This window comes from Neorhizobium sp. JUb45 (assembly GCF_004343585.1).
In the GTDB taxonomy this organism is placed as follows: domain Bacteria; phylum Pseudomonadota; class Alphaproteobacteria; order Rhizobiales; family Rhizobiaceae; genus Neorhizobium.
On record NZ_SLYW01000007.1, the window covers coordinates 106224 to 120381 of the forward strand.

Annotated in this window: 12 protein-coding genes; 6 read left to right on the forward strand and 6 right to left on the reverse strand. The window is 59.1% G+C overall.

Annotation, left to right across the window (positions count from 1 at the left end):
* Positions 1-81 precede the first annotated feature (81 nt).
* Entirely contained in the window at positions 82-909 is an 828-nt protein-coding gene (locus EDF70_RS22825; RefSeq protein WP_132278257.1) for an SDR family oxidoreductase, read from the forward strand.
* Positions 910-943: 34 nt separating this feature from the next.
* Here EDF70_RS22825 and EDF70_RS22830 read toward each other — a convergent pair whose 3' ends face one another.
* Positions 944-2503 carry a hypothetical protein gene (locus EDF70_RS22830; RefSeq protein ID WP_132278259.1) on the reverse strand — a complete coding sequence of 520 codons (1560 nt, stop codon included), beginning with the start codon at positions 2501-2503 and terminating at the stop codon, positions 944-946.
* Between the two features lie 152 nt (positions 2504-2655).
* Complete coding sequence (locus tag EDF70_RS22835) at positions 2656-3483, reverse strand: pseudouridine synthase (RefSeq protein WP_132278261.1); 828 nt, start codon at positions 3481-3483, stop codon at positions 2656-2658.
* A 389-nt stretch (positions 3484-3872) separates the two neighbouring features.
* Here EDF70_RS22835 and prmB point away from each other — a divergent pair, with 389 nt between their 5' ends.
* Positions 3873-4799 (forward strand): 50S ribosomal protein L3 N(5)-glutamine methyltransferase, encoded by a 927-nt coding sequence (gene prmB, locus EDF70_RS22840; protein ID WP_132278472.1) that lies wholly within the window; start codon positions 3873-3875, stop codon positions 4797-4799.
* Between the two features lie 57 nt (positions 4800-4856).
* Here the strand turns inward: prmB and msrB are convergent, their stop codons facing one another.
* Positions 4857-5264: a peptide-methionine (R)-S-oxide reductase MsrB gene (gene msrB, locus EDF70_RS22845; protein WP_132278263.1), complete on the reverse strand. Its 408-nt coding sequence runs from the start codon at positions 5262-5264 to the stop codon at positions 4857-4859.
* A gap of 709 nt (positions 5265-5973) precedes the next feature.
* Here msrB and EDF70_RS22850 point away from each other — a divergent pair.
* The 3 genes from EDF70_RS22850 to EDF70_RS22860 all read left to right on the forward strand — a co-directional run bounded on the left by EDF70_RS22850 (position 5974) and on the right by EDF70_RS22860 (position 7904).
* Positions 5974-6402 (forward strand): MucR family transcriptional regulator, encoded by a 429-nt coding sequence (locus tag EDF70_RS22850; protein ID WP_132278265.1) that lies wholly within the window; start codon positions 5974-5976, stop codon positions 6400-6402.
* A gap of 286 nt (positions 6403-6688) precedes the next feature.
* A complete protein-coding gene (locus EDF70_RS22855; RefSeq protein WP_245519302.1) occupies positions 6689-7099 on the forward strand; it encodes a helix-turn-helix domain-containing protein in 411 nt (136 codons plus the stop codon).
* Positions 7092-7904 carry a DUF6456 domain-containing protein gene (locus EDF70_RS22860; RefSeq protein WP_132278267.1) on the forward strand — a complete coding sequence of 271 codons (813 nt, stop codon included), beginning with the start codon at positions 7092-7094 and terminating at the stop codon, positions 7902-7904. The genes EDF70_RS22855 and EDF70_RS22860 overlap by 8 nt, the downstream gene beginning before the upstream one ends.
* A 68-nt stretch (positions 7905-7972) precedes the next feature.
* Here EDF70_RS22860 and EDF70_RS22865 read toward each other — a convergent pair whose 3' ends face one another.
* The 3 genes from EDF70_RS22865 to EDF70_RS22875 form a co-directional block, all read right to left on the reverse strand.
* Positions 7973-10534, reverse strand: a complete 2562-nt coding sequence (locus tag EDF70_RS22865) for an FAD-dependent oxidoreductase (protein ID WP_132278269.1) — start codon at positions 10532-10534, stop codon at positions 7973-7975.
* A gap of 184 nt (positions 10535-10718) precedes the next feature.
* Positions 10719-11585 carry a WecB/TagA/CpsF family glycosyltransferase gene (locus EDF70_RS22870; protein WP_132278271.1) on the reverse strand — a complete coding sequence of 289 codons (867 nt, stop codon included), beginning with the start codon at positions 11583-11585 and terminating at the stop codon, positions 10719-10721.
* Positions 11542-12891: an O-antigen ligase gene (locus EDF70_RS22875; protein ID WP_165932104.1), complete on the reverse strand. Its 1350-nt coding sequence runs from the start codon at positions 12889-12891 to the stop codon at positions 11542-11544. Before EDF70_RS22875 ends, EDF70_RS22870 begins: the two co-directional genes overlap by 44 nt.
* Positions 12892-13096: 205 nt before the next feature.
* On the opposite strand from EDF70_RS22875, the gene EDF70_RS22880 reads away from it, so the two are divergent.
* Positions 13097-14158: a glycoside hydrolase family 5 protein gene (locus EDF70_RS22880; protein WP_132278275.1), complete on the forward strand. Its 1062-nt coding sequence runs from the start codon at positions 13097-13099 to the stop codon at positions 14156-14158.

A 14158-nucleotide genomic window follows, 5' to 3' on the forward strand; every position in this document is an offset into this window, starting at 1 on the left:
TGCACGGATTATAGCATCAATCATGCTGGTCTATCTATGCCTTCAAGGCGGCAATGATGCCGCAAAACGATGGAGTAGATCATGACTGAACAGCGCACATGGTTCATCACAGGCACGTCCTCCGGTTTTGGCCGCATCCTCACCGAAAAACTGCTGGCACGGGGTGATCGCGTCGCCGCCACCCTGCGCAAGCCGGGCGTGCTGGACGATCTCAAGCGAGAGCATGGTGACCGGCTGTGGATTGGCTCGATGGACCTGACCGATATCGCAGCGGTGAAGGCGACGGTTGATCGCGCCTTTGCGGAACTGGGCCGTATCGATGTGGTCGTGAGCAATGCGGCCTACGGCCTGTTCGGCGCCGGCGAGGAGGTCACGAGTGAACAGATCCGCCACCAGATCGATACCAACCTGATCGGCTCGATCGAACTGATCCGGGCGGTGCTGCCGCACTTTCGCGGTCAGGGCGGCGGACGCATCCTGCAGGTGTCGTCGGAAGGCGGGCAGATCGCCTATCCGAATTTTTCGCTTTATCACGCCACCAAATGGGGCATCGAGGGTTTTGTCGAGTCCGTTGCGCAGGAAGTGGCGCCTTTCGGCATCGGCATCACGCTGGTCGAGCCGGGGCCGACCAAAACCGATTTTGCCCGGGGTCTGGTGAGTGCCGAACCGATGGCGGAGTACGAGGATACGCCGGCGGGTGCCGTGCGCCGCGGCGTCGCCGATGGCAGTTTCGAGATCACGGGTGACCCGGAGAAGATGGCCGACGCAATGATCGCGGTGGCGGGGCAGGAGAAGGCGCCCAAAAGGCTGGCGCTTGGCACCAGCAGCTATTTTGCGATCCGCGAAGCCTTGCAGGAAAGGCTGGCGGAACTGGAGGCGCAGAAGGCGGTGACAATGGCGATGGAGTGAGTGGCGGCAATCGCCCTCCCGCAAATTCACCCCCCTATGGCTTGGCGCTTTCGCTTGCCGGCTGAACGATCACCGAGGAATGGCCGGGACTACCCTCAGGCAGTTTCATGTTCGACGGAAACTCGAACGAAACCGAATGGGCGCCGGCTAGTCCTGCCGGAAAACGGGGGAATTCCTTGAGGGCAACGTAGCCGGGATGGCCGGGCGGGCGTGGATCTGCTGCCTTAAGCGACCCGTTCTGCAGCAATTGAACAAGACCGGCTTCCTGCGGCAGGACCTGATATCGCTCCGCTTTCCCCGATGACACGACCTCAGCGGGATCGATATCGGCGACACCGCCGGGACTGAAGTGCCGGAGGGATTTCACAGTCGGTTCGATCTCCTTGTCGATGGTTTTCTGTGGCAGCCCGTCCAGTGTGAAATTGACTGATCGTCTCGCCATGACAGCGGCGGCGCTTTTGCTGTTTCGTTGCATGAAATCGCTCGGCAGGCTGAGATTGCCGGATGTGTAGATCGAGGAAATGCCTTCCGGCAGCCGATTGAAAAGCTGGGAAAGCTGCCGTTGCTCCATTTCCGGAGACGCGTTTTCGAGGCGCGTAAGGCATTCGCGATCACCAACCAGTGTGACCTTCTCCTTCGGAAGGCCGACCACGCCGACACCCTTGCGCGCCGCGCCGAAAAAGCGGGCGATACGTTCAGTGTGTCCGGTAATACGCCAGATCATCGGGGTGTAGGATGAGACCGCAAGATAGACGGGATCGGTACCTTCCGCGATCTCGATAGTTGATGTTTCCGTTCCCTCGTCCTGACCGGCAACTGTGGTGTTAGAGAGCGTGCCGCCTTCATAGGCGGTGACCACGTAAAGCCTCTGATCGCCCTCGATCTTGGGAAATGCGCAGCGAGCCCCCATGGATGCGGCCGGATTCGGGCGCGCGGCCATCACAGCGGCGGGGGTCGCAGCGGCACTTTCCTCCTTGCTGATGACACCGTCGCCATCCGTGTCGACCTTAGCAAAGGATTCCAGGGCAAGGGTCTCCAGCTCCGCTGCCGTGAGCTTGCCGTCCTTGTTAGGATCCAGCGCCAGAAGCTGTTCGTATATGGCGGCTATGCTCTGTGTCGTGCCGCGTGCGTCAACCTGGGTTGCAGTATGGTTGCTGGCCTCGATGAGACTAACCGTGCCGTCACCATCCGTATCCGCCGTCGATACGATGTTCCTGAAAACAGAATTGGTTTCGTCCATCTGGGGGGCGGCGAGCTCCTCCTTGTCGAGGACATTGTCGCCATTGAGATCCATCGCAAAGAAACCGTTGAGCAGCCCCGCCTTGCGGGCTCCTCTCATTTGCGCGATCTTTCGGTCGATATCGGCTCGGGTCAGCGTCTTTCTGTCGGCAGCGGCTTGCCGCAATTGCTGCAGGATCACCGACACATGTGCTTCGCGATATTGCTGATGGACGCGTAACGGATCTGCCTGAGGTCTGGCCGGAAAATTTGGTCTGGGATTGGGAGAGGTGATCTGTGTGACCGATTGTGCATCCAGTGCGCCGGTGCCAGCCAACATGATGACGCTCGCATAAGCAACATTGCGCAAAACCATATTTCTACCCGCTCATAACATGATTGATGATCCGGTCACGTTTCCATTTTTGCCGAGCAGTGTCGACATGCGGGAGCGTGAATACTCAAATCAGCCTTAACGTGTCGTTCTGCCGGATCGGGATGTTGCATGTCGATGCGTAGTGAACGGTTTTAGCGTCCACCGCTCTGCCGCTTCAACCCCGCCAGTTCCATCTCCGTCAAAGCCCGGACGCTTCCCTTTTCCAGCTCGCCCAACAAAAGCTCGCCGATCGCCACGCGCACCAGTCGCAGCGTCGTGATCTCGAGGCTTTCCAGCATGCGGCGGATCTGGCGGTTCTTGCCCTCGTCGAGTTCGATCTCCAGCCAGGCGTTTTTGTCGCCCTCGCGCAGAAGCGTGACACGGCCGGCGGACAGGAAATCGCCGTCGTGGGTGATGCCTTTGCGCAGTGCGTCCAGCATGGCTGCGTCGGGCAGGCGGTCGATCTGCACGTGATAGGTTTTCGCCACATGCGTTTTCGGGTCGAGCAGAGCGTTGGAAAACTGCGTGTCGTTGGAAAACAGCAGCAGGCCTTCGCTGGCCTTGTCCAGCCGCCCGACCGGCGAAAGGTGGGCGTTGTCGAATTCCTTCAGGCAGTCATAGACGGTCGGGCGGCCTTGCGGGTCGTTTCGGGTGGTGACGAGGCCCCGCGGTTTGTTGAGCATCAGGTAGACGAATTTTTCCGCCGTCACCGGCTGGCCATCGACGCTGATCTTTGCGGTGGCAAGGTCGATCCAGGCTTCGATATCGGTGACGGTTTTACCGCCGACCGAAACGTGGCCGGTGCGGATCAGCTCTTCGGCCTGCGTGCGTGAGCAGAATCCGAGTTTGGAGAGGGCGCGCGGAAGGGTGACGCGCTGGCCGTCTGGTTTTTGAGCAGGGGCAAGGGCTTTGGCTGCCTTGCAGAGCGGCCTCGACGACGATCTGGCAGCAGGTTTGGGGCGCTGGCGGGTGGGTTTCATTGGGAGAATGGTCCGGGGGCAAAGGCCTGCAAACTTGGAATGGTTCGGAAGCGGCCTATGCCGATTGTCTTCTCCCCTCGGGCGAGAAGGTGGCCCGAAGGGCCGGATGAGGGGGGAGCCATCGTGAACGTTATGCCTTGCGGCCCCCTCATCGCCTCGCTTTCGCTCCGGCACTTCTCCCCGCTGGGGAGAAGATGACTGCGGCGATGCCGCGATAGCTGATCCAATTCGATTGTCCTTCGGCGCGCCGGGCCGTCTTCATCTGCCCGGCAATCTTGCGTGAGTGGTTGACCTTGCGGCCCTTGCCATTCTAATGCCGGTTCCGTCCAGCCTCCAGTGGGTAGGGACGACAAAACATTTGCCACTTCCCAACGAGAGACCACGTGACCATGGCCGATATCACACCCCAAAACGTGACCGGAGAACTCGTGACCCTGCGCGACTACTGGCGTTACGCGATCTCCCGTTTCAATGCCGCCGAACTGGGTTTTGGCCATGGCACGACGACCGCCGGCGACGATGCCGCCTTCCTTCTGCTCGACAGCCTCAACCTGCCAATCGATACGCTCGATCCGTTTCTCGATGCCCGCCTGCTGCCGGCCGAGCGTCAGCTGCTGGCCGAGCGCATCGAACTGCGGGTGACGAGCCGCAAGCCAACCTCCTACATCACCAATCATGCCTATATTCAGGGCGTGCGTTTCTTCGTCGACGAGCGGGTGATCGTGCCGCGTTCGCATATCGGCGAAATCCTGTTCACCGAATATCTTGGTGAAAACGGCTCTTCCTTCCTGCCCGATCCGTTTGCCGTGACGAGTGCCGTGGATATCTGCACTGGGTCCGGTTGCTTGGCGGTTCTGGCTGCAAAGTTCTTCCCGAATGCGGAAGTCGATGCCGTCGATCTGTCCGGCGATGCGCTGGAAGTTGCGAAGATCAATGTCACCGATCACGAGGTTTCAGAACAGGTGTCGCTGTTCAAGGGCGATCTTTTTGCGCCGCTTGCCGGCAAAACCTATGACTTGATCATCACCAACCCGCCTTATGTCGATCACGCCGCGATGGCTGGTTTCCCGGCCGAGCATCGTGCAGAGCCTGCCATGGCGCATGATGGTGGTGCGGACGGTCTCGATCTGGTGCGCAAGATTCTCGATGAAGCGGCGAACTACCTGAACCCTGAGGGCGGCATGTTGTGCGAGATCGGCTCGGGCCGCGAGATTCTTGAGGAAGAATATCCGCATCTGGAGTTTTTCTGGGTGGAAACGGCAGAATCGCAAGATGCGGTGTTCTGGATTTCCGCCGAGGCTCTCGGCGTCGCGTAATCTCAACGACAACGGCTCCCGATGGGAGCCGTTGCCGCATTCTATGCCGGTACGCCTTCAGATCGCCTCGAACACCATCGAGTGGCCGTTGATGCAGTAACGCAGGCCAGTCGGCGGCGGGCCGTCCGGAAAAACGTGGCCGAGATGGCCGTTGCAGCTGGCGCAGCGGATTTCCGTGCGCACCATGCCATGCGTGTTGTCGCGCAGCTCAATCACCGCATCTTCCTTGACCGGCGCAAAGTAACTCGGCCAGCCGCAGCCGCTGTCGAACTTGGTGTCGGAGACGAACAGCGGTTCATCGCAGGCGGCGCAACGGTAGAGGCCCTTCTCCTTGCTGTCCCAGTAAGGGCCGGTGAAAGGGCGTTCGGTGCCGGCCTGGCGCAGGATGTAATATTGCTCCGGCGTCAGTTGCTCACGCCACTCGGCATCGCTTTTTTCGACTTTCGGGTTTTTGACATCGGACATGCCGGTTCCTTTCTGTTTTATCCTTAGATAGGTGCATCACGACCAATAGAAAAGTGCGCGTCTTTTGTGTGCCGGCAGCGAAAAAGCCTGTGCTGAAATGGCGCGGGTAACACCGACGGTGCGGGCAGATCAAAAAAAGGTGTGTGCTGCCTGCGAATCAGGCAATGTTCAGTGCAGCCGGAGGGGATGTTGGGGGAATGAGCACTTGTCTGAGGTGCCATCCATAGGCTGAATTTTGGGTTAATCAGGAAATTAAGCGGATTAAGCAGAGTTAAGCGCCAAGCGGTGACAGAATTTCGCCGCATTTTGGTCGTTTGCGGCCGCACGTTCCTTTTGCTCCTTCAGTAAAGGCTAAAAAAACGAAGGATAACTTCCTTTGTAGTCCAATTATGCAAAATGCAATTGGACTTCTCAAAAAACAGTGCTAATTCCTACATCAGTAGAGCGCTGAATTTGGTTTAACTCTCGCTTTCCCTCAGTATATCGCGAATATTATCGTTGTCTTTCTCGGATGGGCCGGTGATCTTCTACTCTGAGGAGAAAATGTGAGAACGTGTCAATTTCAGGTGGCATGGCTTTATTGTCTGTCGGAGATCTAGGGGTGGATCTCAGTCCTTGCGGACACGGCGGACAATGAAAAGTAGCCATCGCGTCTCTACGAAGGCAGTTCGCGGGTCGCGACTGTCTATGGATGGAACAGGAGACTAGTATGACAGAAACCCTATCCGACAAGGGCCAGGATCTTCTCGTGGAATTGACCGCGGATATCGTCTCGGCCTATGTCAGCAACCATGTAGTTCAGGTTGGTGATCTCACCGTCCTGATCTCTGACGTGCATTCCGCATTGAGCAATACTTCTTCGCCCGCACCGGTTGCTGCTGCTGTAGAAAAGCCGAAGCCGCCGGTTCCGATCAGGAAGTCGATCGAAGACGATTACCTGATTTGCCTGGAAGACGGTCAGAAGTTCAAGTCGCTTAAGCGCCACTTGATGACCCATTACAACATGACGCCGGAAGAATACCGCGAAAAGTGGGGCCTGCCGGCAGATTATCCGATGGTCGCGCCTGCCTATGCCGAAGCGCGTTCGCGCCTCGCCAAGGAAATGGGCCTCGGACAGCGCCGCAAGCGCGGCAAATAAGATCTGATCTGAGCATTGCGGGCTCGGGATCGCTGGGGTGCGATCCGGCTCGTGGTGAGCATTGTGCTCTTTTAAAAAAGCAAGATACCGGGCAGGATCGATGGATCCGGGCCCGGTTTTTTAATGTCTGCAGTTTTAAGAAAGGAAAATAATCCTTTATGTTTTGTCGATAACCGAAATATGTTCGATAAAACAACAAATCACCTCCCGCCGTATTGGTTTGCATTTTTCTGTTTGTCTGTTATGAATATGTGAATAAATTCCTATTTTATGGTGGGAGGTATTCATGCAGTCCGGATTTTCCATTCGCATCGCCGGGACATGCCCGGTTCGTCCGCAAATTCTGCCCCAGGATCCCGCCTGGATCGGCATATCGCTTTCACGCATCTGCCGCGGGGTTCGCCTGCTGGTGTGGGAAGCGCTGGTACTGGCCAATGGGCAACTGGCTGAATTGCGGGATCGACGACGCACTGCCTGCCATGTGCGCCAGATTGCCATGTATGTCTGCCACGTGGCGCTGCGCGTACCGATGGCCGATATTGCCGATGCCTGCGGGCGCGACCGCAGCACTGTCAGCCATGCCTGCCATGTGACCGAAGACAGGCGGGACGACCCGCTGTTCGATGCTTTCATTGCCTGTGTGGAGCGCATGGCGCTGGCGGCTTTCGGGCGGCAGGAGGGTTTTGAGCATGACTGAGCGCGGTGGCAAGGATCAACACAAAACCGGACGGAAGGCGCTGCTGAAGCTGCTGCGCATGCTTTTGCGCGGCGATTGCAGGATTGCAGCTTGTGACAGTGAGAATGTGCGATTTGAACGGGATGGGGAGAGCGCGAATTTCACACCCGCTATTCTTGCCTTTGCCGTATCGCGCGGGCTGGTGATGCGCAGCGGCTCGTCCGTGGCGGCAACCACGGCTGCACCGGCCTTTCTGCGTCGCATGCTGGCGGCTGGCGATGACGAATTTTCAGAGCAGCACCGCGAGATGGTGGACGATGTGGCAATGGTGGAGGGGGTGCATCAGCGGGTGCGGCGAAATCTGAAGGAATCGCCGCTGGCGCCTCTCGCAAGGCTGAAGGATCGCGCCGGCGAACCGTATCTGTCCGCGGCCGCCTTCGATGCCGGGGACAGGCTGGCCAATGATTTTACCCGCGGGCAGATGCAGCCGCGCATCACCGCCTCCTGGGAGCCACGGTTGGAAACGAGTGGGGCGGTGCGCGCCGCCGGCGGTGGCGAGATCAGCGATAGCGCCATGGCGGCCCGCGACCGCTTCGCCCGCGCGGTAGAGGCCATGGGGCCGGAATTGTCCGGTGTGGCAATGGATGTCTGCTGTTTCGGAAAAGGGCTTGAGACGGTGGAGCGTGAACGCCTGTGGCCGGCGCGTTCGGCAAAGCTCATGCTGCGGGCAGCACTTCTGGCGCTGGCCCGGCATTATGCGCCGCCGATGCGCGATGGCAGGCGGCGGCACCATTGGGGAGACGGGGATTTTCGTCCGCGCATGTGAGCGTCATAGAGCACGACAGCCACCCCTCACCCTATTTGGCAGGTGAGGGGCGTAGGCTTTCGAACAGATCAGCTGCGTGGCTTCAGGTTCTCCGGATCATAGATCGGCTTGTAACCAACGCTCACCACCTCGACCGGGTAGGTATCGGCAAAATATTCGACATTGAGCTTGCGTCCGACCTGGCAATACTCCCATGGCAGGTAGACGAGGGCGATATTCTTGCCGACCGTCGGACCATAGGCGATCGAGGTCGTGTAGGAGCGGCGGCCGAGTTCGTCGACCAGAACCGCACCCGTTTCCGGGTCCATGACCGGCAGGTTGCCGACCGGGTAGCGTTTCACACCCGATGCGTCGGTGTTTTCGGTCATGACCAGCGTGCACAGCATGGCGGGCTGATGTTCACGCGCCTTGTATTCCAGATGCTTCTGCTTGCCGCGGAAATCGGCTTCCTTGACTTTTGGTCGGGCCAGATCGGCTTCGATCAGGTTGTACTGGGTGAGCAGATCGCCGTTCTGCAGGCGCAGGCTCTTTTCCATACGGCGCGAATTGGCATAGGTCTCGACGCCGAAGGCCATCACGCCGGTGGCGCGAAGAGCGTCCCAGACGGCAAGGCCGTCCTCGTATTTCATATGCAGTTCCCAGCCCTGTTCGCCCACATATGAAATGCGGAAAGCGGAGACATGCTTGCCGGCAATCTCGATCAGCTTGATGGCCGCGAAGGCAAAATTTTCGATGTCGAGGCCTGCCGGATCCGCCACCACCTTTTTCAGCGTCTCACGGGCATTCGGGCCCCAGATGCCGATGGTGATGAATTTTTCCGAGACGTCGGTGATCGTCACGTCGAGACCGCGATCCTCGGCCACGCGCTTCATGTAATGATAATCGCGCGGGCCGGCATCGGCGCCGTTCACAAGGCGGCCGCGGTCTTCCATGCGGAACACGGTAAAGTCGGCGCGCACCATGCCCTCGTCATCGAGGAAGTGGGTATAGATGCCCTTGCCGATATTGCCGTCGCCGCCGATTTTTGCCGCGCAAAGCCATTCCAACAGCTCGACATGGTCCGGGCCTTCGATGTCGACCATGTGGAAATGCGAAAGGTTGACGATGCCGACATCCTCGCTCATCGCCAGATGTTCGGCATTCGAGACGCGCCAGAAATGGCGGCTGTCCCATTCGTTTTCGCGTTCCGGAACCTGATTGCCGTATTTTTCCAGCAGGTGCTCGTTGGCGGCGTAGCCATGGGCACGCTCCCAGCCGCCGAGTTCCATGAAGTGACCGCCGAGTTCCTTTTCGCGCTCATGGAAGGGCGACTGCTTTGCGCCGCGACCGGTCGAATAAGGCTCGCGCGGATGCACTGCCGGGAAATAGATCTTTTGCGCCGCTTCGTAGGTGCGGCCCTCGATGAATTTTTCGTCCAGCTGATGCGGATAGAAACGCGCATAATCGATGGAGTTGTGGTCCACCTCGGTGCGGCCGTCGGTCAACCAGTCGGCGATCAGCTTGCCATAGGCCGGGCCGTCCTTGACCCAGATGGCGACGCAATACCACAGGCCGCGCACCTTCTGGCTTTCGCCGCAGGAGGCACCGCCGCCGGCCGAAACCTGCAACAGGCCGTTGAAGGAATGGCCTTCGTTATAACCCAGTTCGCCGAGAATAGGCGTCAGCTCGATCGCCTTTTCCAGCGGCTCGAGGATCTGTTCCATGTCGAGATCGCGTTGCGACGGTGACAGGCGTGCCTCGTGTTTTTCGAGAATATCGCGCGGGTGGCAGAGGCGCGGATTGGTGGTCTCGTAATAACCCCACTCGATCTGGCCGCCCTCGGTGGTCTTCGGATCGCCGGTATCGCGCATATAGGCGGAATTGCCCTGGTCGCGCAGCAGCGGAAAGCCGATCTCCTTGCCGGTGCCTTCGAACTCGTTATAGGGGCCGAAAAAGGTCAGCGGATGGTCGACCGGCATGACGGGCAGGTCTTCACCCACCATCTCGGCGATCAGGCGCCCCCAGATGCCGGCGCAGACGATGACGTGATCGGCCATGATCGTGCCGCGATGAGTAACCACACCCTTGATGCGGCCGCCCTCGACGATCAGCGATGTCGCCGGCGTATTGCCGAACACTTTCAGCTTGCCAGCCTTCTCACCGGCATCGACCAGTTTTCCGGCAACCGTCTGGCTGCGCGGAATGACGAGGCCGGCATCGGGATCGAACATGCCGCCCTGAACCTGATCCTCCTCGATCAGCGGGAACATTTCCTTGATTTCGGCCGGCGTGACGAGGCGGACATTCGTACCAAAAGCCTTGCCGGACGTGACCTTGCGCTTGATTTCTTCCATCCAGCTGTCATCGCCGGTGCGGGCCACTTCCAGGCCGCCGATGCGGGCGTAATGCCCCATCTTCTCGTAGAAATCGATGGAATACTGGGTGGTCCAGACCGACAGGTAATCGTGGCTGGTCGTGTAGCAGAAGTCCGAGGCGTGGGCGGTGGAGCCGATATCGGTCGGGATGCCCGACTTGTCGATGCCGACAATGTCGTCCCAGCCGCGCTCGATCAGGTGATGGGCGATCGAGGCGCCGACGATCCCGCCGAGCCCGATGATGACGACTTTAGCCTTGCTCGGAAATTCTGCCATTGCATGCCTCGTGCTTCGAAATGTCCGGCGATCTTATGAGGAGTAACAGACGTCACCTCTTCAGATTACGACACGCACCAACGTTGATGCGCCACACCGAATGTCGCAAAGACGATGGCAAACAAAAACGGCCGGGCTTGGTGGCCCGGCCGTGTCATGTCTGTGATGTCTCGCGTGCGTTGCCTCAGGAGGCCCGCTTCTTTTCAATTTCCTGCGCAACGACGACCGGATCCTCGATGCCGGCGATCGGCTTGCCCTTCAGGTCACGCGCCACGGCAAGCAGGAAGGGCCAGGAAGAGACAAAATAGCGCTTTGCCAGCCGTTTCGGCTCGCTGGCAGCCCGCCACAGGAATTCCAGGCCCACTTTCGAGATGATGCGGGGCGCACGGTGCTTGGTGCCGGCATAAAACTGCAGGGCGGCGCCAAATGCCAGACCGTAACAATCCGGCAGCTCGTGGCGATGCTGCGCCATCCATTTTTCCGATTTCGGCGCGCCGAGGCCGAGAAACAGGTGGGTCGTCTGCTGCTTGCGGGCAAGCGTGGTCAGCCAGGTGCCAAAAGCCTCGTTCTTTTCAAAGCCCATCGGCGCGGTGATCGACAGATGGTCGGTGAAGCCGAGGGTGCGCACCCGCTCGTTCAGCTTGATCGCCGTGTCTTCGTCGGGGCAGACGAACAGAAGCCGGTGCCGGTCGGGCGACAGCCTGTCCAGCATTTTCGGAAACAGGTCTGAACCGGAGATGCGGCCGGGAATGGGGGCGCCGCGCAGCTTCGCGTAAAGCAGCACCGGCATGCCATCGACGACGGCCTTCCACGAGGAGCGATAAGCTTCGCGAAACTCGGCGTCCTTGGTCAGCCGCACGATGTGATCGACATTGGCGGTCACCAGCAGCTGCAGGCCTTCGCCGCGCGGTGCGGGAGCCATCAGCGCTGCCAGCATCACGTCTTCATTCCACGTCGTGAAATTGAAGCCCAGCAGGTTATGCTCGGCGGATGTATGGTTGTTGTCGTTATCCCATTGCGATGGGACGCCTCGGGGCAAAAGCTCGGTCATGAACTGTCCCAGACTCCGTATCTCTGACGATGCTGCAGCGAGCCTGGTAAGCCAGGCCGAACATTGCTGCCGACAGCGTGAACCAAAATGGGCCGGAGCGCGCCAAGAAGACACTCTCCAAGCAGGCCAGAAAAATACCGTAGAGCCAAATTCTTAAGAACAGCCGGGAAATATCGTTAGAATTGTTTCGATCGCTCTGAATGTTAAAACTATTTAGCGGGACGTAAAGTACAGCAAGTATCAGAATAGCAAGACCAGGTAACCCCATGTTAACCATGGCATCTACATAGGCATTGTGCGCATCGACTGCTTTTACCGCCCAGGTGAATGCGCCAAGGTCACTGTTTACCAGTGTGCTCGTGCCCCAGAAGCTGTCGAAGCCGTAACCAAAAACGGGGTTGTTTCCGATTGCCGCCAGCGCCAGGTTCCAGATGTCGGCACGCGCCGTAAACGTCGCATCGATGCCGAGTGAGGTGACGAACTCGCGCACTGCCGGCAGCGCCACGACACCGACGGTGGAGAAATTGATGAGGCCGACGCCGCCGAACACGATCAGCACGCGGGACCAGCGAAAGCGCTCGAAGATGAAGGCCAGAACCAGAATGACCGGCATCAGCGCGGTCGATGTCTTGGCGCCCGTCTTGAGCAGGAAAAATGCGCTTGCGGCGAAAATGGCAAGCCCGATGACGCGCGACCACGATTTGGTCAGATACAGTCCAAAGAAGCAGAACATCGCCATCACGCCGCCGGCTTCGTTCTTCTGCACGTACAGACCGCGCCACAGGCCGGCATGTTCCGGCTCCAGAAAGTCGTTGAGCTGATGGATGGAGAGATAGGGAACGAAGACCACACCGAAATAACATAGCCCCAGCACAATCAGCACGCTTTTGCCGAGCAGGCGGGCAAACTCCTCCTCGCTTGCCGGCAGAAGCAGAAAAATGCCGGCGCTGAGCGTCACCATGATGGCGATGATCGAGCGTTTCAGCGCGCCTGCCGGATCGACGGACAGGATTGCTGTGAAAAGCAGCCAGAAGAACAGGGTGACGAACACGATGCGCGGCTGCAGAACCAGTTTTCGTGCCTGTTCGTTTACTGCGGCATAGATCACCAGCATCAGTGTGAGCAGCACCATGATGCCCTGCGTCCAGCCCGGCGGTTTGAACGTCGACAGATCGACGCTCAGATCGGTAAACGGCGTCAACGTCACCCAGTAAAGCAGGAAAACGCCGATGAACAGCATGCGCACGCCGAGGCTGGATCTCGGTGCGGCGGGTTTGCCGGTGGCGATTTCGCTGTCTGTCGGCACTTGGGCGGGCTCCGTCTCATCGGCGCCCTCCATTGGGCACCTTCCCGTCAGGCCGATTAGATTAGCGATGTCGCATTAAGATTTTGCCAAGGCTGTTTCGCTGCGGTTTGTGGCGGCTTAACCAAGACCGGCGATGTGCCGGCGATCAGTACGGGCTTGCTGTATGCTGCGGGCATTGAATGTTGCGCCGGAAGGGTGAGAACGCTTGAGATTTTTGTCGTTGCCGCTGCACTATTGTCTCACTATCTGCCTCGTGCTGCTTGGCGGTGCGGCCAACGCCCAATCCCCGCGCACAGCCGAACAGCAGACCGCAGCCCTTGCCCGCGGCGTCAACTTCGGCGGCATTCTCGAAGCGCCTGACGCCGCAGAGCGCGCAAAACATGTCGATCGCAGCCTGTTCACGGCCGTGAAGGAGGGCGGGTTTTCCACCATCCGCTTACCCGTGCGCTTCAGCAACCACGCCGGCCTGACTGCACCCTACACGCTTGACGAAGCCTTCATGCGCCATGTCGATAACGCCGTGGCATCGGCACTGGCGGAAGGTCTCACCATCATCATCGATTTCCACCATTACCGGCAGATGGACGGTGATCCGCTCGATACAGGCGAAGCCCGCGCCGATCTTTCCGATGATGGCCTGCGCGACCGTTTCAAGCTGATCTGGCAGCAGATCGCCGAGCGTTACCGGTCGCAACCGGTCGAAAACGTCCTGTTCGAGATCTATAACGAACCGCACGGCAAGACCGATGGTGCCGTCTGGAATGATCTTGCCACTGAGACGCTGTCCGTCATCCGCAAAAGCAATCCCGATCGTTTCGTCATCGTCGATGCCGGCAACTGGGCCACCGCATGGGGTCTGGAAACGCTGAAGCTGCCGGAAACGGATCGCAATCTCATCGTCTCGGTCCACAATTACGCGCCGTTCGAGTTCACCATGCAGGGCGCCAGCTGGATCGAAAATTCCGCCGGTTGGGTCGGCACGCCATGCTGCTCGAAGGCGCAGATCGCCAAGATCAACGAACCACTCGATATCGCCGTCGAATGGGCACGCAAGAACAACCGCCCGATCTTTCTCGGCGAATTCGGGGCCAATTCCATCGCCGGTTACGAAGATCGGGTGCGTTATGCCCGCATCATGCGAGATGAAGCGGAAAAGCGCGGCTTCAGCTGGGCCTATTGGGATTTTTCGTCCGACGAATTCGGCCCGTGGGATTATCTCGCCAAAAAATGGCGCGTCGAACTGCGCGACGCGCTGACCGGCAAATAG